General features: G+C 66.6%; 30 protein-coding genes and 1 pseudogene. 14 read left to right on the top strand and 17 right to left on the bottom strand.

Annotated elements, in window-relative coordinates:
• Positions 1-7: 7 nt before the first annotated feature.
• Entirely contained in the window at positions 8-895 is an 888-nt protein-coding gene (locus ACQP1T_RS18360; RefSeq protein ID WP_433761773.1) for a TIGR03621 family F420-dependent LLM class oxidoreductase, read from the top strand.
• A 22-nt stretch (positions 896-917) separates the two neighbouring features.
• On the opposite strand, the gene ACQP1T_RS18355 is transcribed toward ACQP1T_RS18360, so the two are convergent.
• Positions 918-1,343, bottom strand: a complete 426-nt coding sequence (locus ACQP1T_RS18355) for an MmcQ/YjbR family DNA-binding protein (protein WP_433761771.1) — start codon at positions 1,341-1,343, stop codon at positions 918-920.
• Positions 1,344-1,490: 147 nt separating this feature from the next.
• On the opposite strand from ACQP1T_RS18355, the gene ACQP1T_RS18350 reads away from it, so the two are divergent.
• From ACQP1T_RS18350 to ACQP1T_RS18340, 3 genes are all read left to right on the top strand, one after another.
• Entirely contained in the window at positions 1,491-2,711 is a 1,221-nt protein-coding gene (locus tag ACQP1T_RS18350; protein WP_433761769.1) for a transcriptional regulator, read from the top strand.
• Positions 2,712-2,797: 86 nt separating this feature from the next.
• Positions 2,798-4,315 carry an acetaldehyde dehydrogenase ExaC gene (gene exaC / locus ACQP1T_RS18345; protein WP_433761768.1) on the top strand — a complete coding sequence of 506 codons (1,518 nt, stop codon included), beginning with the start codon at positions 2,798-2,800 and terminating at the stop codon, positions 4,313-4,315.
• A complete protein-coding gene (locus tag ACQP1T_RS18340) occupies positions 4,315-4,719 on the top strand; it encodes a DUF779 domain-containing protein (RefSeq protein ID WP_433761766.1) in 405 nt (134 codons plus the stop codon). Before exaC ends, ACQP1T_RS18340 begins: the two co-directional genes overlap by 1 nt.
• A gap of 153 nt (positions 4,720-4,872) precedes the next feature.
• Here ACQP1T_RS18340 and ACQP1T_RS18335 read toward each other — a convergent pair whose 3' ends face one another.
• Positions 4,873-6,426, bottom strand: a complete 1,554-nt coding sequence (locus ACQP1T_RS18335; RefSeq protein WP_433761764.1) for a succinic semialdehyde dehydrogenase — start codon at positions 6,424-6,426, stop codon at positions 4,873-4,875.
• 88 nt (positions 6,427-6,514) lie between these two features.
• Here ACQP1T_RS18335 and ACQP1T_RS18330 point away from each other — a divergent pair, with 88 nt between their 5' ends.
• Genes ACQP1T_RS18330 through ACQP1T_RS18310 form a run of 5 tightly spaced genes read left to right on the top strand, consistent with a single transcriptional unit; the run spans position 6,515 to position 10,486 of the window.
• Positions 6,515-6,652 carry a hypothetical protein gene (locus ACQP1T_RS18330; protein ID WP_433761762.1) on the top strand — a complete coding sequence of 46 codons (138 nt, stop codon included), beginning with the start codon at positions 6,515-6,517 and terminating at the stop codon, positions 6,650-6,652.
• 47 nt (positions 6,653-6,699) lie between these two features.
• Entirely contained in the window at positions 6,700-9,153 is a 2,454-nt protein-coding gene (locus ACQP1T_RS18325; RefSeq protein WP_433761760.1) for a nitrate- and nitrite sensing domain-containing protein, read from the top strand.
• Positions 9,131-9,526 carry a roadblock/LC7 domain-containing protein gene (locus tag ACQP1T_RS18320; protein ID WP_062982063.1) on the top strand — a complete coding sequence of 132 codons (396 nt, stop codon included), beginning with the start codon at positions 9,131-9,133 and terminating at the stop codon, positions 9,524-9,526. The genes ACQP1T_RS18325 and ACQP1T_RS18320 overlap by 23 nt, the downstream gene beginning before the upstream one ends.
• Positions 9,523-9,897, top strand: coding sequence for a DUF742 domain-containing protein (locus tag ACQP1T_RS18315; RefSeq protein WP_433761758.1), 375 nt, complete (start codon positions 9,523-9,525; stop codon positions 9,895-9,897). Before ACQP1T_RS18320 ends, ACQP1T_RS18315 begins: the two co-directional genes overlap by 4 nt.
• Positions 9,878-10,486 carry a GTP-binding protein gene (locus ACQP1T_RS18310; protein WP_433761756.1) on the top strand — a complete coding sequence of 203 codons (609 nt, stop codon included), beginning with the start codon at positions 9,878-9,880 and terminating at the stop codon, positions 10,484-10,486. The genes ACQP1T_RS18315 and ACQP1T_RS18310 overlap by 20 nt, the downstream gene beginning before the upstream one ends.
• A 301-nt stretch (positions 10,487-10,787) precedes the next feature.
• On the opposite strand, the gene ACQP1T_RS18305 is transcribed toward ACQP1T_RS18310, so the two are convergent.
• The 3 genes from ACQP1T_RS18305 to ACQP1T_RS18295 are packed head-to-tail and all read right to left on the bottom strand — an operon-like array spanning position 10,788 to position 12,258.
• Complete coding sequence (locus tag ACQP1T_RS18305; protein WP_433761755.1) at positions 10,788-11,285, bottom strand: hypothetical protein; 498 nt, start codon at positions 11,283-11,285, stop codon at positions 10,788-10,790.
• A 39-nt stretch (positions 11,286-11,324) separates the two neighbouring features.
• Positions 11,325-11,741, bottom strand: a complete 417-nt coding sequence (locus tag ACQP1T_RS18300) for an NUDIX hydrolase (protein WP_433761753.1) — start codon at positions 11,739-11,741, stop codon at positions 11,325-11,327.
• Positions 11,742-11,766: 25 nt separating this feature from the next.
• Complete coding sequence (locus ACQP1T_RS18295; protein WP_433761751.1) at positions 11,767-12,258, bottom strand: winged helix-turn-helix transcriptional regulator; 492 nt, start codon at positions 12,256-12,258, stop codon at positions 11,767-11,769.
• A gap of 54 nt (positions 12,259-12,312) precedes the next feature.
• Between ACQP1T_RS18295 and ACQP1T_RS18290 the strand changes: the two genes are divergently transcribed.
• Together ACQP1T_RS18290 and ACQP1T_RS18285 are read left to right on the top strand one after the other, a co-directional pair.
• Complete coding sequence (locus tag ACQP1T_RS18290; protein ID WP_433761749.1) at positions 12,313-13,116, top strand: acyl-CoA thioesterase; 804 nt, start codon at positions 12,313-12,315, stop codon at positions 13,114-13,116.
• A 15-nt stretch (positions 13,117-13,131) separates the two neighbouring features.
• Entirely contained in the window at positions 13,132-14,622 is a 1,491-nt protein-coding gene (locus ACQP1T_RS18285) for an MFS transporter (protein WP_433761747.1), read from the top strand.
• Here ACQP1T_RS18285 and ACQP1T_RS18280 read toward each other — a convergent pair.
• The 6 genes and pseudogenes from ACQP1T_RS18280 to ACQP1T_RS18255 all read right to left on the bottom strand — a co-directional run.
• Complete coding sequence (locus ACQP1T_RS18280; RefSeq protein WP_433761745.1) at positions 14,536-15,648, bottom strand: winged helix DNA-binding domain-containing protein; 1,113 nt, start codon at positions 15,646-15,648, stop codon at positions 14,536-14,538. The two genes, ACQP1T_RS18285 and ACQP1T_RS18280, sit on opposite strands and share 87 nt — an antisense overlap.
• Positions 15,649-15,712: 64 nt before the next feature.
• On the bottom strand, positions 15,713-16,660 hold the full coding sequence (locus ACQP1T_RS18275; RefSeq protein ID WP_433761743.1) for a M56 family metallopeptidase: 948 nt from the start codon (positions 16,658-16,660) through the stop codon (positions 15,713-15,715).
• Complete coding sequence (locus tag ACQP1T_RS18270) at positions 16,657-17,037, bottom strand: BlaI/MecI/CopY family transcriptional regulator (protein ID WP_433761741.1); 381 nt, start codon at positions 17,035-17,037, stop codon at positions 16,657-16,659. The genes ACQP1T_RS18275 and ACQP1T_RS18270 overlap by 4 nt, the downstream gene beginning before the upstream one ends.
• A 66-nt stretch (positions 17,038-17,103) precedes the next feature.
• Positions 17,104-17,241: a BBE domain-containing protein gene (locus tag ACQP1T_RS18265; RefSeq protein ID WP_433761740.1), complete on the bottom strand. Its 138-nt coding sequence runs from the start codon at positions 17,239-17,241 to the stop codon at positions 17,104-17,106.
• A gap of 16 nt (positions 17,242-17,257) precedes the next feature.
• Positions 17,258-17,509, bottom strand: coding sequence for a hypothetical protein (locus ACQP1T_RS18260; RefSeq protein ID WP_433761738.1), 252 nt, complete (start codon positions 17,507-17,509; stop codon positions 17,258-17,260).
• Positions 17,510-17,534: 25 nt separating this feature from the next.
• A pseudogene (locus ACQP1T_RS18255) lies at positions 17,535-17,762 on the bottom strand (amino acid permease); the annotation flags it as partial.
• A gap of 43 nt (positions 17,763-17,805) precedes the next feature.
• On the opposite strand from ACQP1T_RS18255, the gene ACQP1T_RS18250 reads away from it, so the two are divergent.
• Positions 17,806-19,014 (top strand): metallophosphoesterase, encoded by a 1,209-nt coding sequence (locus ACQP1T_RS18250; RefSeq protein ID WP_433761736.1) that lies wholly within the window; start codon positions 17,806-17,808, stop codon positions 19,012-19,014.
• A 39-nt stretch (positions 19,015-19,053) separates the two neighbouring features.
• On the opposite strand, the gene katG is transcribed toward ACQP1T_RS18250, so the two are convergent.
• The 6 genes from katG to ACQP1T_RS18220 form a co-directional block, all read right to left on the bottom strand.
• Positions 19,054-21,279: a catalase/peroxidase HPI gene (gene katG, locus ACQP1T_RS18245; RefSeq protein ID WP_433761735.1), complete on the bottom strand. Its 2,226-nt coding sequence runs from the start codon at positions 21,277-21,279 to the stop codon at positions 19,054-19,056.
• A 45-nt stretch (positions 21,280-21,324) separates the two neighbouring features.
• Positions 21,325-21,729, bottom strand: coding sequence for a Fur family transcriptional regulator (locus ACQP1T_RS18240; protein WP_433762243.1), 405 nt, complete (start codon positions 21,727-21,729; stop codon positions 21,325-21,327).
• Between the two features lie 211 nt (positions 21,730-21,940).
• Positions 21,941-22,765, bottom strand: a complete 825-nt coding sequence (locus ACQP1T_RS18235; protein ID WP_433761733.1) for an SCO6745 family protein — start codon at positions 22,763-22,765, stop codon at positions 21,941-21,943.
• 236 nt (positions 22,766-23,001) lie between these two features.
• Positions 23,002-23,427 carry a DUF2871 domain-containing protein gene (locus tag ACQP1T_RS18230; protein WP_433761732.1) on the bottom strand — a complete coding sequence of 142 codons (426 nt, stop codon included), beginning with the start codon at positions 23,425-23,427 and terminating at the stop codon, positions 23,002-23,004.
• 40 nt (positions 23,428-23,467) lie between these two features.
• Positions 23,468-23,902, bottom strand: a complete 435-nt coding sequence (locus tag ACQP1T_RS18225) for a DUF4267 domain-containing protein (protein ID WP_433761730.1) — start codon at positions 23,900-23,902, stop codon at positions 23,468-23,470.
• Between the two features lie 136 nt (positions 23,903-24,038).
• Entirely contained in the window at positions 24,039-24,404 is a 366-nt protein-coding gene (locus ACQP1T_RS18220; RefSeq protein WP_433761729.1) for an antibiotic biosynthesis monooxygenase family protein, read from the bottom strand.
• Positions 24,405-24,483: 79 nt separating this feature from the next.
• Here ACQP1T_RS18220 and ACQP1T_RS18215 point away from each other — a divergent pair, with 79 nt between their 5' ends.
• Together ACQP1T_RS18215 and dinB are read left to right on the top strand one after the other, a co-directional pair.
• Positions 24,484-24,972, top strand: coding sequence for a MarR family winged helix-turn-helix transcriptional regulator (locus tag ACQP1T_RS18215; protein ID WP_433761727.1), 489 nt, complete (start codon positions 24,484-24,486; stop codon positions 24,970-24,972).
• Positions 24,973-25,147: 175 nt separating this feature from the next.
• Entirely contained in the window at positions 25,148-26,401 is a 1,254-nt protein-coding gene (gene dinB / locus ACQP1T_RS18210) for a DNA polymerase IV (RefSeq protein ID WP_433761726.1), read from the top strand.
• Positions 26,402-26,403: the final 2 nt, after the last annotated feature.

Here is a 26,403-nt window from a genome sequence, read left to right as displayed (position 1 = left end):
AGGAAGGGTGACGGCTGCGCGACGCGATTTCCGGTTCGGTGTCACCCTGCTCGCTCCCACCTCGCGGGCGGACTGGATACAAAAGTGTCGCAGGGCCGAGGAACTCGGGTACGACGTGGTCGGTGTGGCGGATCACCTGACGATGCCCGCACCGTTTCCAGCGATGATGCTGGCGGCCGAGGCCACCGAGCGGGTCCGGTTGGCCACCCTTGTCTTGAACGCACCGTTCTACAACCCGACGCTCTTGGCGCGCGAGGCCGCCACGGCCGATCAATTCACCGATGGGCGGGTGGAGTTGGGGCTCGGCGCCGGATATGTGCGCGAGGAATTCGAAACGGCCGGAATCACTTTCGAGAGCGCGGGCAAGCGGGTCGAGCAGTTGGCGGCGACCGCCGCGACTTTGCGACGATCGTTCGCCGATCCGGAATATCAGCCGCGGCCCGCGCAATCGAGCGGCCCACCGCTGGCAATTGCCGGTTGGGGCGATCGGCTGCTGCGGGTCGCGGCCGACTATGCCGATATCGTCGGGCTGACCGGTGCCGCACCGGCATACAACGGCGGACCGCTGCGGTTCGTCGGGCTCGCGGCCGTCGCCGAACGGATGACATACCTGCGGGAGTTGCTGGGGTCGCGCGCCGAGGATGTCGAGCTGAATATCCTGCTGCAGCGGGTGGTTCCACCGGATGAACGGTCCGCCGCACTGGAAATGTACGGCCAGTATCTGCCCGCCGATGTCGCCGACCGGCCGGAGGAGTTGCCGACGTTACTGTTCGGCACGCCGAAGGAGATGGCGCGGCGGTTGGAGGAGCGCCGGGAGCGGTTCGGATTCAGCTACATCACGGTGCTGGAGAACAGCATGGAGCAGATGGGTCCGGTCATCGAATTGCTACGCTGACCGAAGGACACGCCACGGCAGGTCAGTTCGCTACATTGTGCGTGGCCAGCCAGTCGCTCGCCCGTTTGCGCGATGCCCGGCTGAGCCAAGCGTCCTGGATGACCTCGGCCAGCTCCTGCTTGCTGAGTTCACCGATTCGGCTGCCGCGGACCAGAACCGACAAATGCCCGTCGAAATGCGGGGTGGTGAAGAATGGCGAATCCGGATCCTGGACCAGCGCAAGCTTGTCCGATTCCGAGGGCACCCAGATCACGATCACATCGGTATAGCGCTCACCGGTGTCCGGGTCGAATGCGTCGGGACGCGGATTGCGGAAGAATACGAAGGATTTCCCGCCGACCTGGTACACCGCATTGCCGTGCGGTCCGTCCACCCGGTTGACGAACGGCATGCCGCTGGCCAGTTCGTGCACGTCGGCCACCTTGGCTCGTCGCGAAACCCTTGCCATATCAGCAGCGTAGACCGCTATCGGGCACCAGCGTTGAATCTTCAATGTAGAACGGTCGGTTTGGCGTCGAACCCTCGACTGAACCCATATGCGTACGCCATCATGAGATAGCGAAGGTGAGCTCACACTAACGATGGGGTCAACGAGGTGGGACAATTCCGCACCCTCACCCAACAACGGGCCGCACTGGAAAAAGAATGGACCCGTTGGGCGACAGCTCCGAGCAGCACTCTCCGCATACCCGCGGGATCGACCTCGCTACGCGATGAGGTCATCCAATCCTGGCAGCGCTCGCTGACGACCGTCGATCCGAATCGCACCGAGGCGCCCGGCCTGAACGATGTCCGCGATCGCTGGACCGAATCCCCACTGCGCCAACCGATTACCGAAATCGCCGGTGACCTGCGCAGCATCTCCGAGGACTCCGGCTATCTCGCGGTCGTCACCGATGCCGCGGGCACCATCCTCTGGTCCTGCGGTGATCGCGCGCTGCGTCGCCAGGCCGAGGCGGTGAACTTCGCACCCGGCGGGTGCTGGGACGAAAGCCATATGGGCACCAACGGATTGTCGCTCGCGCTGCACAGCGACCGACCGACCACCGTCTTCTCCGCCGAACACCTGGTCGCCGCGCTCCACGGCTGGGTCTGCTATTCCGCACCGATCCACGCGCCCGACGGCCGCCAAATCGGTGCGCTCGATCTGTCCAGTTCCTGGGAGCGTTCGCATCCGATGGTGCTGACTTCGGTCCGGGCGCTGGTCACCGCGGTGGAGACAATGTTGCGGGCGGCCGCCCCGACCCCGGCGCGCGGTGTGCGGCTGGAATGTCTGGGCGGCGCACGGCTGGTCCGCGACGGCAGGCCGGTGCCATTGCCGCCGCGTCACCTGGAAATCCTGGCGCTGCTCGCCCTGGAACCCGACGGATTCACCCCCGAACAACTGCAGGCCGCCGTATACGGCGACCGTCCGGTGTCCTCGAGCACGCTCAAAGCCGATGTCTCACATCTGCGGCGCACCACCGGCGGCGAGATCAGCAACCGTCGCTACATGCTGACCGGTCCGGTCTCCTGCGATGCGGTCGACCTGCTCGCCGCCGTGCAGGCTGGCGACACCAGCTCGGCGGTCTGGCTCTATCGCGGACCGCTGCTGCCCGGTTCGGACACCCCGGGGGTGCTGCAGTGGCGCAACCATCTCGATGTCGGGGTGCGCACCGCGGTACTGGCCAGTGACCGCGCCGATCACGCCGTCGCCTTCGGCGAACGCTGTCCCGGCGATATCGAGGTGCACGAGCACGCGCTGCGACTGCTGCCCGCCGACGATGTGCGCCGGGCCGTGGTCGTCGCCCGGTTGTACACCGCGCTGCGCTCCTGAGTTTCCGCCGCGACACGGCACCAACCTCGCACCAACCTTCTCGGGACATAGTGGCCGGAAGGAGATTTCGCGAGGAGCGCCCACAGATGATCTACGCCAAACCGGGGTCCGCCACCGGAATCGTCACCTACGCCAGTCGCTACGACAACTTCATCGGCGGTGACTGGGCGGCCCCGATCGAGGGCAGGTACTTCGAGAACCCCTCCCCGGTCGACGGCGAGACCTTCTGCTCGGTGGCGCGCTCCTCAGCGGCCGATATCGACATGGCCCTCGAAGCCGCGCACAGCGCCACCGAGAAATGGGCCGCCACCTCGCCCGCGCAGCGCGCGAATATCCTCAACAAGATCGCCGACCGGATCGAGCACAGCCTCGAACCCCTCGCCATCGCCGAAACCTGGGACAACGGCAAACCCGTACGCGAAACCCTCACCGCCGACCTGCCTTTGGCGGTCGACCACTTCCGCTACTTCGCCGGGGCCATCCGAGCCCAAGAGGGCAGCATCGCCGAAATCGATGTCGACACCATCGCCTACCACTTCCACGAACCGCTCGGCGTGGTCGGACAGATCATCCCCTGGAACTTCCCGATCCTGATGGCCGCGTGGAAGCTGGCACCGGCCTTGGCGGCGGGCAACTGCGTGGTGCTCAAACCCGCCGAGCAGACCCCCGCATCGATCCTGCTGGTGATCGAGCTCATCGCGGATTTGCTGCCGCCCGGAGTTCTCAACGTGGTCAACGGTTTCGGTGTCGAGGCGGGTAAGCCGCTGGCGGCGAGTCCGCGCGTGGCCAAGATCGCCTTCACCGGTGAGACCACCACCGGGCGGCTGATCATGCAGTACGCGAGTGAGAACATCATCCCAGTCAGCCTGGAATTGGGCGGCAAGAGCCCCAATATCTTCCTGCCCGATGTCATGGCCGCCGATGACGAATTCCTGGACAAGGCCGTCGAGGGCTTCGTGATGTTCGCACTCAACCAGGGCGAGGTGTGCACTTGTCCCTCGCGCGCGCTGATTCATTCGTCGATCTACGACGAATTCCTGGCCCGCTGTATCGAGCGGACCAGAGCCATCCGGGGCGGTAATCCGCTCGACGACACCACCATGATCGGAGCCCAAGCCAGCAACGACCAATTCGAAAAAATCCTGTCCTATATCGATATCGGCAGGCGGGAAGGCGCCCGTGTGCTCACCGGAGGGGAAGCACGCAAGGTGGACGGACTGCCGGGTGGGTATTACATCCAGCCGACGATTTTCGAAGGGACCAATACCATGCGGATCTTCCAAGAGGAGATCTTCGGCCCGGTGGTGGCGGTAACCAGGTTCGACACCGTCGAAGAGGCGACCATGATCGCCAACGACACCCTCTACGGCCTCGGCGCCGGGGTGTGGACCAGGGATATCACCACGGCCTACCGGATGGGCCGAGCAATCAAGGCAGGGCGAGTATGGACCAACTGTTTCCACGCGTACCCCGCACACGCCGCCTTCGGCGGCTACAAGAAGTCCGGCATCGGCCGGGAAAACCACAAAATGATGCTCGAGCACTACCAGCAGACCAAGAATCTGCTGGTCAGCTATTCACCGACAAAACTCGGATTCTTCTGATGCATGGCAGAGTAGCCCGCGTCGCCATCACCGATCCGGCGCGAGAAGTGTTGCGCCGGTTGATAGAACAGCACGGACCTGTGCTGTTCCACCAATCCGGCGGCTGCTGCGACGGCAGTTCACCGATGTGTTTCGGAGTGCGCGAATTCCGGGTCGGCGGCGCGGATGTACTGCTGGGCCGGCTGCCGTGGCATACCGAATTCTGGATCAGCGGCGATCAATTCGAACTGTGGAAACACACCCATCTCACCGTGGATGTGGTGACCGGGCGTGGCAGCGGATTCTCGCTGGAGGCGCCCGAAGGCGTGCGGTTCATCATCAGATCGCGACTGCTGACCGATGAGGAGACGGCGGTATTGGCGGCGGGACCGCCACTGCGGACGGGAGCCGAACGGATGAGTTGACCGCCGAAAAGGCAGTCCCCGGTACCTGATTCACGCCCGCGGGTGCGTCCGCGGGCGACGAACCGGTGATCTGGCCATGGGGTCCGCAGCCCTTGGCCGACACCGGCGAGGCCCCGCCGTCCCGCTGCAGACCGGGACGGCGGGGTCCGGCGTCTACCGGCCAGGCAGGAAACGGAAGCCGCGGGTGAGCGTCATCAGCAGCCGCTGCCACTTGTCCTGCGAAATCACCGGCGGCGCATCGAGATTCATGAATCGCGTGACCACCACGGTTTGCGGTTCGGTGAACTTCAGCAGGCCATCCGGACCGTGCCTGCGCCCGACACCGGAGATCCCCATGCCGCCCATCGGCGCGGCGGTGGTGCCCCAGGCCGGGGCATACCCCTCGTCGACGCAGACGGTGCCCGCGTGCAGCCGCTCGGCGATCCGCTCCCCCGCGGCCTTGCTCTGCGCCCAGACACTCGCGTTCAGGCCGTATTCGGTGTCATTGGCCAGCCCGATCGCCTCCTCGACGGTCTCGACCGGGTAGATCGAGACCAGCGGGCCGAAGGTTTCGTTGCGGCCGCATTCCATCTCGTCGGTGACGTCGGCGAGCACGGTGGGTTCGAAGAACAACGGTCCCAGATCCGGGCGCGCCTTGCCGCCCGCGAGCACCTGAGCGCCCTTGGAGGTCGCGTCGGCGACATGCTTGGACACGGTCTCCAATTGCGCCTCGGAGATCAAGCTGCCGATATCGGCCGAATAGTCGTAGGCCGCACCGAGTTTCGCGGCCTGCACAGCGGCGACGAACTTCTCGGTGAACTCCGCGGCGACCGCCTTCTCCACATACAGCCGTTCGATCGAAATACACAGCTGACCCGCATTGGAGAAACACGCGCGCACCGCGGCCTTGGCGGCCTTGTCCAGTTTCGCGCCGCGGGTGACGATCATCGGGTTCTTGCCGCCGAGTTCAGCGGAGAAGCCGATGAGTCTGCGCCCGCACTGTTCGGCCAGGGTGCGACCGGTCGCGGAGGAGCCGGTGAACATCAGGTAGTCGCAGTTGTCCACGATGGCGGTACCGACGACGGTGCCCGGTCCGGGGACGACGGCGAGCAGGTCGCGAGGCAGTCCAGCCTGGTAGAGCAGTTCGGCGCTGGCCAGTGCCGAGAACGGCGTCTGGCTATCCGGTTTGACGACCACCGCGTTGCCCGCGAGCAGCGCCGGGATCGAGTCGCCGATCGAAAGCAGCATCGGATAGTTCCACGGCGCGACGACACCGACGACACCCTTGGGTTGGTGGCGCACGGTCGCCCGGTTGAGCACCGGGAAGGCGCCGGGCACGCGGTGCGCGTCGAGCAGATCGGGCGCCACCCTGGCGAAGTAGCGGGCCGCGAACATCAGGCCCATGATCTCTTCCTGGGCGGCCCAGCGTGCCTTGCCGGTTTCGGCCTGGATCACGTCCATCAGGAATTCGCGCTGTTCGATGACCAATTCGCGGTAGCGCTCGAGTACGGCGGCACGATCCTGGGCCGAACGCGCGGCCCATTGCGCCTGCGCCGCCTTGGCCTTGTCGAATGCGGCCGCCACGTCATCGGCGGTGCCGACGGGCACGCTGCCGAGCTCGTCGCCCGTGAACGTTTCGGCGATCGTTTTGCGCGCACGGGCATCCGGATCAGCGATCGCGGCGAGCGCGCTCAGGCGGTCGAAGACTTCGGCATTCGGCGCGGGCATCGGTGCCTCCTACTTGTGGGTAACCCCGGGATACACACAACATACGCCGCGCGCGTTCTCCGCAGGAGCCTCTTGCCTCGGTTGGCGGATGACGACGCCTATCCCGATCTCGCTCGGCGACGCTCGAAACCGCGAGTCCTGCAAGAACACCCTGCTGACGCTGGACGAACATCTCATCGAACGGGCCAACGCAAGTGCTACCGAATGTCAACTCGAGTCCCGCTGAGCGAGACATGAGCAACGAAACGGTCACAACGGGTTTAGGTTATGGCGATGTTCAGAGCGAGGCTCGGGGTCCGAACGCGGATTCTGGCGATCGCGCTCGTGCCGAGCCTGACTCTGCTCGTGGTCGGCGTGGGTGCGGCGGGATATCTGGTTGCCGAGGGAAACAAGGCCAAGGACTGGGCCTCGCAGAATCAGCAGGCCATACCCGCCACCCGCGAATTGCTGGAGGCGGTCCAGAGCGAACGTCAACTTACGCTGGCCGCGCTGACCGGCGACGAGAACGCCGCCCCCGCGCTCGGTGTCGCGCGGATGCGCCTCGACGGCGCGCTGAAGGGCCTGATCGACGCCGCCGCCGGACTGCGGGCAGTGGACGATTCGAAGATCGGCGATAACGCCGCGAACTTCATGACACTGTCGACGTCGATGAACCAGGTCCGCACGCTTACCGATGCCGGTACGCTGCCCGCCCCGGACGCATACAACTTCTACAATCGACTACTCGACATCATCACCTTCGGCACCGAGCTCGCCGAACAGTCCGCACCGGATGCCGAGATCGGCGTGCATATCGCCGACGGTATGCGAATCTTCCTGGTGGCCGAGGCGATGTCGCGCAGCACCGCGCTCGCGGGCATGATCGTCAACGCAAACGGGCCGACCCCCATTCCGATGGAGGAGTACCTGCGCCAGATCGGCTTCTATCACGCCGAGGCCGCCAATCTCTCGGGCGAACTGGACCCGAAGCAGCAGGAGAGCCTGCACGCGCTGATGGCGAGCCAGGCCTGGCAGCAGCTGACCGCCGTGGAAAACGCACTGACCCAGCGCAATACCACGGCGACGAGCAGCACCTCCAGCTCGTCGAGTTCATCGGGTTCGTCGAGCAGCACCGCCAAACAGCCGACCCAGCCAGCCCTGCCATTGAGCACCCAGGAGTGGCACAGCGCGGCCACCGAGGTCAACCGTGGGCTGATCGATGTGTGGATCGCTCAGAACAAGTACTCGCAGAAGTTGGCCGAGGACAAGGCCGCCGACGCCACCGCGCGATCGGCGTGGGCCGGTGGCGGTGTCGTCGTGGTCAGCCTGCTGGCATTCGTGATCGCGATCGTGCTGGCCAACCGAGTCATCAACCGGCTCAAGCGGCTTCGCGGTGAAACCCTCGCGCTGGCCGATGAACGGCTGCCCGAGCTGATGCGTCGACTCGGCGAGGGTGAGCTCATCGATCCGGAGGCCGAATCCGCGGAACTGGACTATGGTCACGACGAGATCGGCCAGGTCGCCAAGGCCTTCCAGCACGCGCATGCGGCGGCCGTCGCGGGGGCGGTGACCGAGGCACGCACCCGTGAAGGTGTGAAGGCGGTCTTCCTGAATATCGCGCACCGCAGCCAGATCGTGGTGCACCGGCAGCTGGAAATTCTGGACAAGGCCGAAGAGCGCCAAGAGGATCCGGCCCTGCTGGACACCCTGTTCCGGCTCGATCACCTCGCCACCCGTGAGCGGCGCAACGCCGAGAACCTGATCATTCTGGGCGGCGGTCAGCCGGGGCGGCAGTGGCGCAATCCGGTGCCGCTGATCGATCTGGTGCGCAGCGCGGTCGGCGAAACCCTGGACTACGCCAGGGTACGGGTGTCACGGCTGCCCGAACTCCATGTGCTCGGTGCGGTGGTGGCCGACCTCATCCATCTGCTCGCCGAGCTGGTGGACAATGCGACCGCGTTCTCGCCGCCGCAGTCGCGGGTGGAGGTCAGCGGCAATGTGGTCGGCAAGGGTGTGGTCACCGAGATCAGCGACCAAGGCATGGGCATGACCGAGTCCGAGATCGCCCGGGTCAACGAGATGCTGCGCAAGCCGCCGGATTTCGGTGTCGCGGCATTGTCTTCGGATTCCCGGCTAGGCCTGTTCGTGGTCGCGCAGCTGGCCGCCAGGCACGGCATCTCGGTCCGGCTGTCGGAATCCGATTACGGCGGTATCCGCGCCATCGTGCTCATCCCCTCGGCCCTGCTCGCCAATGAACAAGCCACTCTGACAACCGATTCCGAGCCGCTGGAATCGGCACGCAGGCGACGGCATCCGGTCCCCTTCGTCGACTCCTCCCCCTACGGTGGCACCGTCACCGAATCCGCGGTACTCACCGCGCCGCCGCTGGCGCCGCCCGCCGTCGAAGCACCGCGCCCCACCACGTTCGAGGCGCCGCAGCCCACCGCGCCCGACACCAGGCCCGCGCTGCCGCGGCGCAACCGGCAGACCAGCATCGCGCCGCAATTGGCGCAGTCGACCCCGGCCGAACCCCAGGCGGAGCAGCCGCCGGAGCGGGAACGCTCGGCCGAGCAGGCCCGAGATCTGATGTCCGCCATCGAGAACGGGACGAGGCAGGGCCGCCGCGCTGCCCCCGATGCCGCGCTGCCCGAGGTGGCCGCCGCCGACCAAATCGGCACATATCAGGGACCGAGCGGTAAACACTCGGATGAACAGGAAGGCAACGGTGACTTCTTCCAGCCCCGGTGATCTCAACTGGCTGCTCGACGATCTCGTCGATCGACTGGCCGGCGTGCGCTATGCGGTGGTGCTGTCCACCGACGGCCTGCTGCTCGGCCGCTCCACCGCGATGACCCGCGAGGACGCCGAACATTTCGCCGCTATGTCCTCCACCCTCTACGGTCTGGCCCGCAGTGCGGGCAGCCGCTTCGACGGCGGTGGCGTCCGCCAAGCCGTGATCGAACTCGATCGTGCGGTACTTTTCGTGACCTCCGCGGGCGACAACGCCTGCTTGGCATTGCAGGCGGCCGAATCGGCCAATCTCGGGATGGTGGCATACGAAATGAATGTCACCGTCCAACGTGTCGGCACCTATCTATCCACCCCAGCGCGTTTGCCATGACACGCGGCGGTGGGCAATGGTTCGACGAGGAGGCCGGTCCGCTGGTCCGGCCTTATGCGGTCACCCGCGGGCGGGTGATGGGGGCAGGCCACGACCTGGACATGCTCACCGTGGTCGTCACGGCCGATCCGCCGCCCACCCTGCGGCGGTCCGATCCGGAATACGCGGATATCGTGCGACTGTGCCGCGCACCGCAGTCGGTCGCCGAGGTGGCGGCCCATCTGAAACTTCCCTTGGCGGTGACCAAGATTCTCGTCGGCGATCTGATCGGCGAGGGCCACTTGATCTTCCGGGCACCGGTGCAGCCGGAGGCGGGTCCCGGCGATCTCAACATATTGCGAGCGGTACTGGATGGCATCCGAAAGCTTTGACCCGACCCGACCCGGTGTGACACCGCAGCTGGCGGCCTCGGTCAAGATTCTCATCGCCGGTGGTTTCGGCGTCGGCAAGACGACCATGGTGTCGTCGATCAGCGAGGTTGCGCCGCTGCGCACCGAGGAGTTGATCACCGAGGTCAGCACCGGGGTCGACGACCTGTCCGGCGTCGAACAGAAGACCACCACCACGGTCGCGCTGGACTTCGGGCGCATCACCATCGACCGAGACCTGGTGCTGTACCTGTTCGGCACACCCGGCCAGGACCGGTTCTGGTTCCTCTGGGACGAACTGTCCCGCGGCGCGCTGGGCGCGGTTGTCATCGCCGACACCCGTCGGCTCGGCAATTCCTTTGCGGCCGTGGATTTCTTCGAACGCCGCGGGCTGGCCTTCCTGGTCGCGGTCAACTGCTTCGAGGGTGCGCCGGTCTATACGGTCGACGAGGTCCGCGACGCACTCGATCTCGACGATCACATCCCGGTCATGCTGTGCGATGCCCGCGACCGCGCCTCATCCAAGGAGGTACTGCTGAACCTGGTGCAGCACCTCATCGAACGGGCCGGACGGTCGCCGGTCGCCACCTGATCGCGGCTACCGATATTCGAGGCGGGTGCTGATGTGGTGGCCAGTGATGCCGTCGACCTTCCAGTCGTCGAGGCACGCGACGAGGCGGCGTTCGGTCTGTTCGCCGAGCGCGCATTCCTTCCACAGGGTCAGCGCGGGATCCTCATCGGGATCGGTATCGCGGCTCTGGGCGTCGTGCGCTCACCTCCTGCCCCCAACGAGCACACAGACGCAATGCCTCTCTCGCCAGAGCCAATTCGCCGACGTCGCTGCCTATTGTCGGTCCGGTTCGCTGCGTGCGGTGGCTTTGGTGCCGGGAGAATCAGGCTTGATGCCACCAGGAGATGAACAGCACAACGCCACCGGCGGCCAACAGCAGCGACACCGGAATCGGCCACCACGGGCCGTGTCGCCCGAGCAGCCGACGGGTCAGGCGCACCTGCACCGCGCCGAGTCCGGCCAGCGCCAGACCCCATACGGGCAATAGCCCGACCCCGAGCAGTGCGTGCACCGCCCACGCCCCGGCCAACGTCGGACCGCCCCACGAATGTTCGAGATCGTCGCCCGCGATGAGCGGATAAAAGATTCCGCGCACCGCCGCGATGGTCGCCAGAAAGGCCAGGAACCAGGTCAGCAAGCCGACCGCACCGGCCAGCACCGAATGCACGACCGCACGCACGGCCAAGGCATCCCGCGGCGCGATGAAAATACCGAGCAACCGGCGCGGGACCCGAAACCGGCTGGCGATGGGGCCGAGACCGATGACCGGCGCAACCAACGCGTAAGCGGCCCAACGCAACAGTGAGCGAACCGTGGTCATGGCATCGACGGTATCCCGCGCGGCCGATGCGCGGGCACCTCAGGCCAATCGGCCCGCATCGACGAGGTCGTCGAACAGCAGCTGATCGACCGGCGGCACCAGCGCGCGATCGGCGTAGCGGAACCACGCGACCTCTTCGATCTCGCTGCTCGCCGCGAGGGTGCCGCGATAGTCGGCGGTGTAGCAGCTCATCCGTACCACCACATCGCTGGCCGGTCCGTGCAGTGCGGCCTCGTATGTGCCGACATGGGCGACGGTTTCCGGAAGCAGCGCCACGGTCAACTCCTCTTCGATCTCGCGCAGCAGCGTCTGCAGATCGGATTCCGCACCCTCGCGTTTGCCGCCCGGAATGTAGAAGATGTCCTTGCCCTTCGGGCGCGCGCACAGGATGCGCCCGCCCTCGATGCGCACCCACGCGACCGTGTCGATCAGCTTCCGCGCTCGCCCGTCCGCCACCGCCGCAGCCTAATCGACGTATCGATCAGTGGGCGTGCTGGAGGTCGCCGGGCAGGATCGAGCGCCCGCCCGCCGCGCCCGGACCGTCCACGGGGCGCAGGTCGCGTCCTTGTACGCTTTCACCGCATTCGGCGCAGACCGGTTCGATCACCGAGGTCTTGCCGCAGGATTCGTGCACGACCTGCACCGGCGGGCCATCGGGTGCGGCCCACTGGTCACCCCATTGCCGCATGGCATTGACGACGAGCCAGAGCGAGCGGCCCTTGGGGGTGAGCCGGTAGTCGTAGCGGACCGGATTTTCCTGGTAGGGCACCTTGACCATGATGTCGTGTGCGACAAGGTGTTCCAGGCGTTGGGTGAGCACATTGCGGGCGATGCCCAAGCGTGCGCGGAAGTCGTCGAAGCGGGTCACGCCGAAGAGCGCGTCGCGCACGATCAGCAGGGTCCACCACTCGCCGACGACCTCCAGGCACTGAGCGACCGAGCAGTTCATCTCGTCGAAGCTGGTCCTGCGCATGCCCCTCAGCATAGTCGGTTGCTTCAAAGAACTCACTATTCTAGGGTTGGTTTCATGATGCAACTGACAAGTAGGCTGGGCGATGAGTTCGCACTGGCCGAGACCGACTACCGCATCTGGCGGGCCCAGATCGACAAGTCCTGGCGCGGCTGGACGGGACCGCACGGCGGTGTGATCGCCGGACTGCTGGTCGAGGTCGCCCGACGCGCGGGCGACGCCGATCTCCCAGTGCGCGCGGTGGATCTGCGGTTCCTCGGCCGACCGACCGAGGGTGTTCTCACCTTCCGGGCGATCGCGCACCCGGTGGGGCGCAGCACCGCGGTGGTCGAGGTGACGGCCGATCAGCAAGGCAGGTCCGTCGCATCCGCCGCGGTCACCTTCGGCCGGACCACGCCGACCGGGGTACCGGACCTGCCGCCGACCACCGCGCCGGAGGTGCCCGCGCCGTACGACTGCGTCCAATTCCGGCTGCCACCCGAAATCGTGCCAGCGGGAGCACATTTCGAAATCCGTCCCGCCGCGGGGCCGCTACCGCTGACCGGTGCGGACCAGGCCTGGATGTGCGCATGGATCTCGCTGGTCCCCGAACTGCCGATCGATGCCGCGACACTGGCTGTGCTGGCCGACGCACTGCCACCCGGCTTCTTCCCCACCCTGACCATGCCCGTCGCGGTGCCGACGGTGGCCTTCTCGATGCATCTGCACACCGATCTGGCCCGGCCGACCCAACAGCCGGTCCTGGTCCGCGCGAGCAATGCCAGCACCGGCGGCGGCTGGTCGGTGGACGACGTCGATATCTGGGACCGCGGTGGCGCACTGCTCGCCTCGGCTCGTCAAACCCGCCGAGTCCTCGGCTGAATCGGGAGATATGTCGTGAGTTCCATTGTCGTGCCGAAAGATCGGGTCGATCCCCGAGTGGTGCTCGCCATCGTTTCGGTCGGCGTTCTGCTGTCGAGTCTGGATCTGTTCATCGTCAATGTCGCACTGCCGGATATGGCGCGAGATTTCGGCGACACCCAGCTCTCGGGGCTGTCCTGGGTGCTCAACGCGTATGCGATCGTCTTCGCCGCGCTGCTGGTGCCCGCCGGGCGGCTCGGTGATCGCGGTAGTAATCGGACCACATTTCTGGTCGGCCTCGCGGTCTTCGTGCTGGGTTCGGGAATGTGCTCGGCGGCCTGGAATGTGCAGTCGCTGATCGCTTTTCGGATATTGCAGGCGGTGGGCGGGGCGATGCTGACGCCATCGTCGCTCGGCCTGGTGCTGGCCACGACGCCGCCCGAGCGGCGACCGATGGCGGTGCGGTTGTGGGTGGCCTTCGGTGGGCTCGGTGCCGCGCTCGGTCCGGTGATCGGCGGACTGCTCGTCGAAATCGATTGGCGCTGGGTATTTCTGGTGAATGTGCCGATCGGGTTGGTGGCGGTCGCGGTCGGACTGCGGTCGCTGCCCCGCGTGTGCGGTGACGGTGGCGCGCTGCCGGATGTGTTCGGCGCGCTGATGCTGATCGGCGCTATCGGATCGCTGATCCTGGCGCTGGTCAAGGGTGCGGATTGGGGGTGGACCTCGGCGGGAGTGCTGATTTCGTTCGCGGTCGCGGTGGTTCTCGGGATCGCGTTCGGGGTTTCCTCGGCACGTCATCACAGCCCGGTGGTGGATCCGGCGCTGCTGCGCTCACCGAATTTCGCACTCATGGCGGGCAATTCGCTGTTCTTCCAGATCGCATTCGCCGGAATGCTGCTCTCGGTGGTGCTGTGGGCGCAGAACGTGTGGGACTGGTCGGCATTGCGGACCGGATTGGCGATCGCACCGGGTCCGCTGGTGGTGCCCTTTGTCGCGGTGCTGGCGGGTCGGTTCATCGGTCGGATCGGTCCCGGTCCGGTGATCGCCGCGGGCGGTGTCCTATTCGGTGCGGGCATGGTGTGGTGGGCCCAGGCCATCACCCTCGAGCCCGACTATGTCGGTGGGTTGCTCGGCGGCATGGTGGTCAGCGGACTCGGAGTCGGGCTCACGCTGCCGACCGCATTCGCCGCGGGCAGTGCAGGTTTGCCGCCGCAGCGGTTCGCGACCGGATCCGCGGTGCTGAGCATGTCACGTCAGCTCGGCCTGGCCGTCGGCGTCGCGGTCGTCGTCGCGACACTCGGCTCCCCCATCGGTGCGCAGGCGACCCTCGACGCGTTCCACCGCAGTTGGTACGTGACAGCCGCTGTCGCAGTGATCGCGGGACTGATCGGGCTCGGTGCGCGCATGCCCAAACCGACTGTGACACCGCAGGTCAGCTCACTACCCCACGTGGACGGTGAACCCGGTGTGGCCCATGGCGGCGGCGACGTGGTCGGCGGCGGCTTTCAGGTCGCGGGTCGGGGGTAGGTAGCCGTCGAAGGTGGTGACGGACAGATCGTCGGCGGTGGTCTCCCAGGTGCCCGCGATGCGACCGTCGACGACCAGGATGGGAGAGATCCAGCCCGCCGCCCGGCTTACTCGTGAGCGATGTTCGGTGCGGAGCAGCTCGGTGTCGCCGGTGCCCGGTCCGAGGACGTATTGGTCGAAGGCGCCCAGCAGATGCACCGAAGTGCGAAGCGGCTTCGTGGCGGCCAGTTCCTCGGCGTGCTCGGTGAGTATGTAGGCGCGACGGCCCGCGATATCGACCTCGGTGAGTGCGTCCCCGAGTTCCGAGAACCACCGGCGCACCGTCGTCTTCTGCAGACTGTTGCGGCTGAGCCAGGCATCGAAGGCTTCCGGGGTCGCCGGGCCGTAGGCGCCGAGGTAACCGGTAATCGCCACCGGTGCGGCGGCATCGGGTTCGGGCAGGCCACGCCAACCATTGATCAGATGAGCCGGGCTGGTGAAAGTGACCCGATTGCCTTGCGCGGGACCGTGACACAGCGCTCCCTGCCAGGCCAGCGGCTTTAGCAGCGCACCCCAGCCGGAGCGCAATTCCTCGCCGAGCCGATGGAATGCGGGGTCGGCGACCAGCGCGTCGACCAGTTCGTCTCGACTGAGCACCACCCCGTCGAGCACCTGCGCCACCGCATCGGCCAGCGCAGCGACCTCCGCCGGAGAGGCCCCGAAGGTGCGCTGCCACGCCGGCTTTTCCCAGGTACGGGCCGAGCCGATCAAAGAAAGAACCGCGGCCGCCATATCGGGGGCGAGCGCGTGCAGAGTTCCGCGCATGGCCCAGGTCTTCATCAGGGTGCCCGCCGCCAATTCCGGCAGTAGCGCACCGGGATCGGGTTTGCTGCGCCGCAGCGCCACCGCGAGATCCGCGGCCGCGGTCACCTGAGCCTGCACACCACACAGGCGCTCGACGATCTCGGTGACCCCGGCATCGTTGGGTGCGGCGACGAATTGCCTGCGCAGCCGCCAAGCGAAAACCTGCTCCCAGGTGACGTGCACCTACGCCTCTCCTCTGTTCCGGCCGACCGGACCCAGCCCCTACCGGATCCGATGCAGTGGGGACTCATCCCAGCACTGTGCTGCAGAACAGTACTCCGACCGCGATCTCGAGAAGACCGACTACCGTCGCCGCGATCACAGCGAGCAACGCGGTCCGGTTCGTCGCGCGGTGCATCGCGCCGACCGGTGCGACCAAGCGTTCGGCCCGATCCAGTACGGCGGTGGCCGCAGCGCTCAACGCCCCTGTCGGCACCGGCTCGGTCGCGCCGACAATCGCGAGCAGACCTCCGAGCAGCGGCTCCCGGCCGTGCGTGCGCGCCGCCGTATCGTCGGCGCACATCTCGAGCAGTCGGCCGACTTCGTGCACCCCATCGGTCACCAACCGCATGCCGGGCAGGGTGATCGCGATGCCGCGCAGGAAGCGGAGCAGTCCGGCATGCCGCGCGCTCAGATGTGCGTGCTCGTGGGCGAGCACCGCGGCGAGCTGTTTCTCGGTCAGTGCGTCGACGGCCGCGCTGGTGACGACGATGGTGTCGGGCCGACCGGCCACGCAATAGGCTTGGCGCTCCGGCGAATCCAGCACGAGCGCACCGACGCCGGGAATACGACGACCGACCATGCGAACGGCACGTCCGTGCGCGATGGTCTTGCGTCGCATGTACAGCATCGCCCGTGCGGCATGCGCCAGCAGGCTCAGCAGCGCGACGGCGACCAGGGCCGCGCAGGTCAGGGTCCCCAATTGGACCAGCAGGCCACCACGGAGGCGCATCGGGGTGGCCAGCGCGGTATAGCAGTCGTGCAGTGTCTCGCCGGGATGCCAATAGGTGGCGAATTCGACGATCAGCATGGCGGCCGCGATGACCCACGCACCCAGTGCGCCCGCGATCGCGACCAACCAGGCGAGCACCCCGAGTCGGGGCGCGACGCCACGCCGGGTGAGTCTGCGCAGCACGGTCGGGCCGAAGGTGGCCACCAAGCTGCCGTAGATCATCAGGCTGACGGCTATGTTCACGGCACCCCTGGGGTTTTGCGCGAGGTCAGCCGACGCAGCGCGGCACGCAGTCCGGCCGACTCCTCCTCACTGATGCGATCGACGAAATGGCTGAGCACCAGATCCGAGCGGCCGCCGGAGCCGAGTGCCTCGAGCATGAGCCGCGCGCTGTGTTCTTCGCGTGTCATGGTCGGCCAATATCGATATGCCTTGCCCGCGCGTTCGCGCGCCAGCCAGCCCTTGCGGTGCAGGTTGTCCATGGTCGACATGACCGTGGTGTAGGCAATACCGCGCTCGGCGGCCAGTTCGTCGAATATTTCGCGGACCGTTGTGGTCTCCGCGTCCCGATCCCAGATGCGGTCCATGATCACCGCCTCCAAATCCCCGAATGCACGCACGATGCCGACTCCCTCATCAAATACTGGACATCCCTGAAGTCCCAGGGTAGCTGGCTCGGCCTTTTACTACGTAGTCATACCGTAGATTCGCTCCTCAAATGACACAATCTGCGCGAGGTAGAACACGTTCTCTGGGTCGTATCGGGCCTGCGCCTGTCGCGGCCACTCGTGGTCGGCACCGTAGTACTCGCGCTCGCGGTCCAACTCTCGGCGCTCCCCCTCAATGCTCGAAAATGCTCAGGTCTCCGGGCTCGGTCTCGAGCGCGGCGCGGTCGAATATCAGGAGGCTGAGGAAGAACAGCCCGCCGACAAGGAGCAGACCGACCACGATCAGGTCGAGCACGAACGCCGCCGCGGGCGTCACCAGGACAAACAGCGCGAGGACCGACCACACCAGCGCGGCGACCGCCACCGGCAGCTCGAAGCGTCCGAGGTCGAACGCGCCCTTTCTGCGATCCAGTCGTCTGCGCACCGCCAGGTAGAGGACAATCGTCGTTCGGATCGGTCAGCCGCGAGGCCCATTGGTAGGAGGAGCCGCTGAGCGGGATGCGGGCGGCGAACTGCGCGACCACCAACGCGACCAGTACCTGCCCGACCGCCGCGGCAATCCACAGCCAGATCCCGACCGGGCCCGCGTTCTGCAACACGTCGTCGTATGTCCCGAAGATGCCGACCGCCACCGAGATGAACGCGAAGGAGATCGCGAACACCTGAACACGATCCACAGCGCCGACAGCACTTGTCCGCGACCGGACATAGAGTGCTGCGGTGGACGTGGTGGTAGCTGTGGGAATCGTCATCGGTGCGGTAATCGTCGTTGTGGGAGTGGTCGGCGCGCACTGGTATCTGTGGCGGCGGTTGGTGTGGGATACGACGGAGCGCGGATCGGTCGCCCGCTGGGTGGGGTCCGGCGTAATCGTCGCGGGCACAGTGCTTTTGATCGGTGCGTTCGTCTCCGAATCGGCTGGGGTCCCGTTCCTGATCACCCAGATCATCGCCTGGCCCGGCTATCTGTGGGGTGCGCTGTTCCTGTATCTGGTGCTGTGGCTGTTGCTCGGTGAGCTGGTGCGGCCGCTTATCCGGGGTTGGCTTGCGCGCAGGCCGGAGGACGTTCCCGCAGCCGCCGCGGCGACGGAAGATCATCCCGCGCCGGTTCCGCGGCGCATCTTCGTCGCTCGAGCGGTGGGCGCCGCGGCGACGCTGGCGGCGGTGACCACGGTCGGCTACGGCACCAACAGCGTGCTCACCGGCCCCCGCGTGCAGCAGTTGACGGTGCCGCTGGCCAATCTGCCGCGTGCCGCGCACGGCTTCCGGATCGCCGTGGTCAGCGATATTCATCTCGGCCCGATTCTGGGTCGCGGATTCGCCGAGCGGGTGGTCGAGACGATCAACGGCACGCAGCCGGATCTGATTGCCGTGGTGGGCGATCTGGTCGACGGCAGCGTCGAACACCTGCGCTCGGCGGTCGAACCGCTGGCACGGCTGCGCGCACGGCACGGCGCCTTTTTCGTCACCGGCAACCACGAATACTTCTCCGGTGCCGAGCAGTGGATCGAGCATGTGCAGGAGCTCGGACTGCGGCTGCTGGCGAACAGCCGCACCGAGCTGCCGCATTTCGACCTCGCCGGTGTCAACGACATTCAGGGGCAACGTATCGGGCATGGGCCGGATTTCGCCGCGGCGCTCGGCGACCGTGACATCGCGCGCACCGCGGTACTGCTGGCGCATCAGCCGGTGCAGATCCACCATGCGGTCGAATTCGGCGTCGACCTGCAACTGTCCGGCCACACCCACGGCGGCCAGTTATGGCCCGGCAATTACCTTGCGGGCCTTGCCAATCCGACCGTCGCGGGCCTGGAACGCTACGGCGACACCCAGCTATACGTCAGCCGCGGCGCCGGCGCGTGGGGCCCGCCGGTCCGCGTCGGCGCACCCTCCGATATCACCGTGATCGAGCTCGCGTCGAAACAGGCGTGACGCGCTACCCGCTGCCACGCCACCCGCCGACCCAGCCGATCAGGCGATGTCGAACCGGTCGTTGTCCATCACCTTGGCCCACGCGGCGACGAAGTCGTTCACGAACCTCTCCGTGGCGTCCTGCTGCGCATAGACCTCGGCTATCGCGCGCAGCACCGAATGCGAACCGAAGATGAGGTCGTTGGCGGTGGCCGTCCACTTGGGCTGGCCGGAGGACCGGTCGAAACCTTCGTAGGTGTTCTCCACGGACTCGGATGGCTTCCATTCCGTGCGCATGTCGAGCAGGTTGACGAAGAAGTCGTTCGTCAGCAGGCCCGGACGCTCGGTGAGCACACCGTGCTTGCTGCCGCTGTGATTGGCGCCCAAGGCGCGCAGGCCGCCGACCAATACCGTCATCTGCGGAGCCGTCACGTCGAGCATGTACGCGCGGTCGAGCAGCAGACGCTCCAGCGGAGCCTTCTCGCCGGAACGCACGTAGTTGCGGAACCCGTCCGCCCGCGGTTCGAGCACCGCGAACGAATCCACATCGGTCTTGTCCTGCGTGGCGTCGGTCCGTCCGGGTGTGAACGGCACCGTGATGTCGTGACCCGCGTCCTTGGCCGCCTTCTCGACCGCCGCCGACCCGGCGAGGACGATCAGGTCCGCCAGCGAGACTTTCTTGCCGCCGGTGGCCGAACCGTTGAACTCCTGCTGGATCTGCTCGAGCACGTGAACTACCTTCGCCAACTCAGCGGGTTCATTGACCTCCCAATCCTTTTGGGGCGCGAGCCGAATCCGGGCGCCGTTGGCACCGCCGCGCTTGTCGGTGCTGCGGTAGCTCGCCGCCGCCGCCCACGCGGTCTTGACCAGCTGTGAGACCGAGAGGCCGGAGTCGAGGACCTTGCGCCCGAGCGCCGCGATGTCCTGTTCATCGATGAGTTCGTGGTCGACGGCCGGAACCGGATCCTGCCACAGCTGCGGCTCGGCAACCCATGGCCCGAGGTAGCGGGTGATCGGTCCCATATCACGGTGCAGCAGCTTGTACCACGCCTTGGCGAACGCCTCGGACAGTTCCTCGGGGTGATCCAGCCAGCGGCGGGTGATCTCCCGATAGATCGGATCTTCCCGCAGCGACAGGTCCGTGGTCAGCATGGTCGGGGTTCGGGCCGGCCCGCCGAACGGATCCGGAATGGCACCATCCCCGCCCTTCGCCTGGTACTGCCACGCCCCGGCCGGGCTCTTGGTCAACTCCCACTCGTAGCCGTAGAGGTTCTCCAGGAAGCTGTTGTCCCACTTGGTCGGAGTGGCGGTCCAGACGACCTCGAGACCGCTGGTGATGGCGTCCTTACCCTTGCCGGTACCGAAGGAACTCTTCCAGCCCAGGCCCTGCTGCTCGATCGGGGCCGCTTCGGGTTCGGGACCGACCAGGTCGGCATCGCCCGCACCGTGTGTCTTGCCGAAGCTGTGGCCGCCGACGATCAGTGCGGCGGTCTCCTCGTCGTTCATCGCCATCCGGCCGAACGTCTCTCGGATGTCGCGCGCGGCGGCCAGCGGATCCGGGCGGCCATTGGGTCCTTCCGGATTCACATAGATCAGGCCCATCTGCACAGCGCCGAAAGGTTTCGCCAGATCTCGCTCACCGCTGTAGCGCTCATCGCCGAGCCAGGTGTCCTCCGGACCCCAGAAGACCTCTTCCGGCTCCCAGATATCGGGGCGGCCGAAACCGAAGCCGAAGGTCTGGAAACCCATCGATTCGAGAGCGACATTCCCGGCGAACACCAACAGGTCGGCCCAGGAGATCTTGTTGCCGTACTTCTGCTTGACCGGCCACAGCAGCCGACGCGCCTTGTCCAGACTGGCGTTGTCGGGCCAGCTGTTGAGCGGCGCGAAGCGCTGTGCGCCCTGACCGCCGCCGCCGCGCCCGTCGGCGATCCGGTACGTGCCCGCCGCATGCCAGCTCATCCGGATGAACAGGCCACCGTAGTTGCCGTAGTCCGCGGGCCACCAGTCCTGCGAGTCGGTCAGGACCGAAGCGACATCGGCCTTCAGAGCATCGACATCGAGCTTCTTGAACTCTTCGGCGTAGTTGAAATCCTCGCCCAGCGGGTTGGCCTTGGACGAATGTGCGTGCAGCACTGAGACATCGATCTGCTCCGGCCACCAGTCCTTGTTGGTGCGGGGACGATGGTCGGTCTGCGGAGTCGGAGACGGGATGGCCGGGTTCTCGCTCTCGCTCGCGCTTCGAGTTCCGGTCTCAGGAGTGGATGGGCGGCTGTCGGATGTCATGACATTCCTTCCTGAATGGGTAAGCGGGCTGCGGTCGGGAGGTGATCAATCGACGTGAGATGCGGCGCAATCGGCACACGTGCCCCAGTAGATGACCTCGGCCTCGTCGATGGAGAAGCCGCGGTCGTCGGACGCGGTCAAGCACGGGGCCTCGCCGACCGCGCAGTCGACATCGGCGATCGATCCGCACCCCCGGCATACGACGTGATGGTGGTTGTCACCGACGCGTGTTTCGTACCGCGCGACCGAGCCGGACGGTTGAATGCATCGAAGCAGGCCTGCGGCGGTGAGCACGCGCAACGAGTCGTACACCGCCTGGTGCGACACCGCTGACAGGCGAGATCGCACGGCACGGATGATCGAATCCGTGTCGGCGTGTGGATGGTCGTGCACCGCACTCAACACCGCGATGCGCGGAGCCGTCACGCGAAGCGAAACTCCCCGCAGCATCTGCTGGAATTCCGTGGCCGTGGACACGCCCAGGAGTCTCGTCCGCTTTCTGGAACGAGTCAAGCATCGCCGCGTCGTCGGAGCTGCCAGCAACCTCGACGCGCTACCGAACTGTCTCCTGGCAGGATATGGCTGGCCGCGTGGTGCGCGCATAGCACCTGCGCCCGATCGTCGCCCTTGACCGAGCTGAGGTCGTGGCCGTTGCGCCCGCTCAGTCGTCGACGGCCTGTACCGCGGCGGCGATCGGCTCGAGCCTCGCGATCAGCTCGTCGAGCTCGTCCGCGCTGAGCACGTCGTACGCTGGCGCCGCCAACTCGTCGGTGTGGGCCTCGATCCGCTGCTTGGTCTCCCGGCCAGCATCGGTGAACCCGCCGGTGGCGTCCACAAGGCCGCGGCCGCGCAGCCCGTCGACGACAGCGTCCAGCTGTGCCTTGGGCAGGTGGTGGATCCGGCCGAACTTCTCCGCCCTCATCCCCAGGGAGAGGGCCATGAGGACGTGGGACTCGGTGCCGCCGATGCCGTGGGCGACGAGGGCGGCGTTGTGGCCGTCTCCGCGGTGCTCCCGCAGCAGCGTCGTAGCATGCCAGAGTCTGGCTACCGGCTCCTCGGGCACGTCGAGCGTCCGGAGCCCGGCGTACAGCGCTCGACCCTCGGTCGGCGCGCTCACCGCCGCTCGGACGGCGAGGTCGGCGACCCGCACCAGACCGGGAGACTCGGCGAGCTCCCCGATCTTCTGCCGCAGCGCGGCGGCGCTGCCGCGCTCGCGCACTGCGATCGCCTCCTGCGGGGTGATCTTGCCCCAGACCCATGGGATGTGGCGTGCCACCTCGCCGTCGGCGAAGTTGTAGAAGACCGCGTGCACCACCGCGGCCGGTGCAAGGCCCAGCGGTGCGGCCCGGCCTGCGAAGTATCCGTCCCAGTAGTTGCGCATGCCGAGGGCCAGGAACGCCTCGTTCGGCACCTTGGAGAAAGTGACGGTAGCGATCGGCTCGACGAGTTCGAACATGCGATGGATCTCGGTCTGTGGATGCGGCATCGGTCGGTATCTCCTGTGGTCGTGTGCTGGATATGACTGGCCGCGCCGGTCGAACTCATCGGTGACGCGCCAACGCCTCATCCGCGAACACCCGGGTCGCCGCGCCCGTGGGCACCACCGCGATCGGCGCAGGCGCCATGCCGGGCACCGCTCCGCTGGCCTCGGCCAACCTGCCAGCAAGTTCGACGCGGGAGAGGGCTGTCTCGAGTCGAGATCGTGGCCGGATTCGGCTGGTCTCAGGAGGGAACTACCGTCTCGCGGCGAGCTGTGATGGCCTGGTGCACGGTGAGGAAGAACAGCACGAATCCGATGGTCAGCAGGACGTGACCGATGCCCGACAGCTCCGATAGTGGTGTGGATTCGCCGTACCCGAGGACGGTGCGGGCACCGATGATGGTCATGCACGACACCGCCCAGAGGACACCGGTGTTGTAGACGGTGAGGAACCAGCGATAGGCGCGGGTGTTCGACAGGGTGAGTTGGTGTTCGAGCACCAGGGCGATCAGGAAGAACAGTGTTCCCAACGCCAGCAGGTGAGTGTGGACCACGGCGAGTTCGGTCTTGCCGGTGAACTGGTGGGCTTTGGTGAGTTCGCGGTAGAACAGGCCCGAGGGCAGTCCCAGTGCGGTGTAGCCGACGGCGGCCCAGTAGAGCGGTTTCATCGAGTCCTCGTTCGTGAAATATGTTGCGGGCGTGTAGACGTCAGGCGAGCTGTGCGGTGGGCGCTGGGGCGGCGGCCTGCTGGGCTGGCGCCTTGCCGGTTTCGCGGAGGATCAGCAGGCCCGTGACCGCGATCAGCGCGGAGGTCAGGCCGTGGACGCCGAAGGCGGTGGCCGTGGAGCCGTGGTGGGCCAGGACGTTGATCATGTCGCCGAACGGGGCGACGGCCACCGTCAGCAGGACCCAGCCCAGGGCGCGGCGGTGGCCGGTTACCAGCAGCGCGCCCATGCCCAGACCCATCGCGAGTTCGCGGCTGCCCTTGACGATGAGGAAGCCGTCGCCGTCGCCCGCGGGCCAGTCCGGCAGGCCGAAGCCCTGGGCGGATGTCGCGGGAGTCAGGACGAACGAGATCCCGAGGTAGAAGGTGAACAGAACGACAGCGGCGGCCAGGACGGTGTTGAGGTTCTTGCGCGACATGGTTGTTCTCCTGTGACGTTGAGACGGGGAGTTGTTGTCCGACAAGGCATCCGGCCCTGCCGAGGGGTAATGCCCGGCCGACTGCGCTCTCGTGCGAGTCGGCCGGGCGTTGGATCTACGGGTTACCGATCGGCGGTCACTGGGACAGCACGTCGCCGGGTCCTAGCTCGAGGGCGAGATGGAAGATCATCGGTCGTGCGGTGAGGTCGAGATCGTTCTGGATCCGCAGAGTCAACTCACGCCATTCCGGAGTGCCGAGGGCGTTGCGCAGGGCGGTGCCGCTGTCCCAGTCTCCGACGTTGACGAACACCGCCTCGGCCGCCTCACCAGCCGCCTGGAACATCCGGGTCCGGCGGAAACCAGACGCGGCCGCCATGTACTGGGCGCTATCGCGCCAGCGCTGCAGGAACAGGTCCCGCTGAACCACGGGTACCGACATCGTGTTGATCACTGTGACCGGGACGTCGGTGTCAGGGACGGCCGGAGTGCTTGGGTTTGTCATATTGTCACATTAAGTGACAATCCTTTTTGATGTCAATACAGTTATATGGCAATCATGTTGAGTTGCTAGTGTAGGAGTCATGACGAACCGGCCGCTGGACTCGCGCGCGGCATTCCTGTTGTCGCAGATCGGTTTCCACGTGTCGCACCGGCTCACCGAGCAGCTGGCGCGATTGGATCTGGACCCGGCCCACTTCGCGGTCCTCACCCAACTGGCCGTCGCGGATGGCCGCAGTCAGCAAGAACTCGCGGATCTGCTGCGGGTTCACCGCAACGCGATGGTCGGACTGGTCGACGAGCTAGAGGAACGCGCACTGGTGACCCGGCAGCCGCATCCGGCCGACCGTCGCGCACACGCGGTCCACCTCACCGACCACGCACGCGAGGTGCTGAAGGCGATCCAATCCGAGGCCGATGCACTGGAATCGGAAATCCTCGCCCCACTCGACGAGACCGAGCGAACCCTGCTCGTTCCGCTGCTCCACCGCATCGCCGCACACGCAGGCCTCCCTCCCGGAGTGCACCCCGGCCTGCAACGACGGCGCCGCGCACGCCGACAACCACGGTGAACCCTGCGCCCCGGCCAGCACCGACAACACCACCCGCACCGTGTCTTCGACCGGAATCTTCAACCGCCGTGACCTGGCCACAGACGGGCTCCCTTCCTGAACTTGTGCTCGGAGTGCGAACCGAGCAAACCCTGCCAGAAAGTTTGACGCCCTAGAGGGCGATCTATGCGAACATATGTTCGTGTCCGATTCTGTCCGCTCATCGATTGCGCCGTGTCCTCGACGGCCGCGCATCGAGGCGCGGGCCGAGGCGTCGATCCTGCATGCGGATCTCGACTCGTTCTATGCCTCGGTGGAACAGCGGGATAATCCGCGGTTGCGCGGGCGGCCGGTGATCGTCGGCGGTGGGGTTGTGCTGGCGGCCAGCTATGAGGCGAAGGCATTCGGCGTGCGCACGCCGATGAATGGCGGTGCGGCGCTGCGGCTTTGCCCGCACGCGATTGTGGTGCCGCCGCGCATGTCGGCCTATGCCGAGGCGAGTAGGGCCGTGTTCGAGGTTTTCCACGACACCACACCGGTGGTCGAGGGCATTTCGATCGATGAGGCGTTTCTCGATGTGGGCGGGCTGCGGCGGATCGCTGGCGAACCCGTCGAGATCGGGCGGCGGTTGCGTGATGCGGTGCGCGAGCAGGTCGGGCTGCCGATTTCGGTCGGTATCGCGCGGACGAAATTCCTGGCCAAGGTGGCGAGCGCGGTGGCCAAACCCGATGGTCTGCGCCTGGTGCCGCCCGAACTCGAACTCGATTTCCTGCATCCGCTGCCGGTCGAACGACTGTGGGGCGTCGGCGATGTCACCTCGCGCACGTTGCACGAACACGGCATCACCCGCATCGGTCAACTCGCCGAACTCGGCGAATCACCGTTGCGCGCCATCCTTGGCCCCGCCGCGGCCAGGCACCTGTACGCACTGTCCTGGGCGCGCGACCCCCGCCGCGTCGAAACCGGCGTCCGCCGCCGGTCCATCGGCGCACAACGCGCACTCGGTCGTCGGCACCGACCACCCGACGAGATCGAGGCCTACCTGCACGGCCTCACCGACCGCCTCGGCCGTCGGTTGCGCGCGGCCGAGCGGGTGACCCGAACCGTGGTGCTGCGCATGCGCTTCGACGATTTCACCCGCGCCACCCGCTCGCACACCCTGCCCGAGGCCACCGATCACACCGAGACCATCCTCTGCGCCGCACGCACCTTGCTCGGCACCGCGATGCCGATGATCCAGGAGCGCGGCCTCACCCTGATCGGGCTGGCACTGACCAATCTCGAGAATGCCGACGCCGTCCAGCTCACGCTGCCATTGGAACCCCGCGCCAGCAATACCCTCGATGCCACCCTCGACGACCTCCGCCGCCGCTTCGGCTCCTCCGCCGTCACCCGCGCCGCCCTCCTCGGCCGCGGGGAAGGCCTCTCGGTCCCGCTGCTACCGGACTGACG

The sequence above is a fragment of the Nocardia sp. CA-135398 genome (genome assembly GCF_050955845.1).
Lineage (GTDB): Bacteria > Actinomycetota > Actinomycetes > Mycobacteriales > Mycobacteriaceae > Nocardia.
Note: the sequence above shows the minus strand (reverse complement) of the source record. Positions and strands in the feature narration are given on the sequence as shown.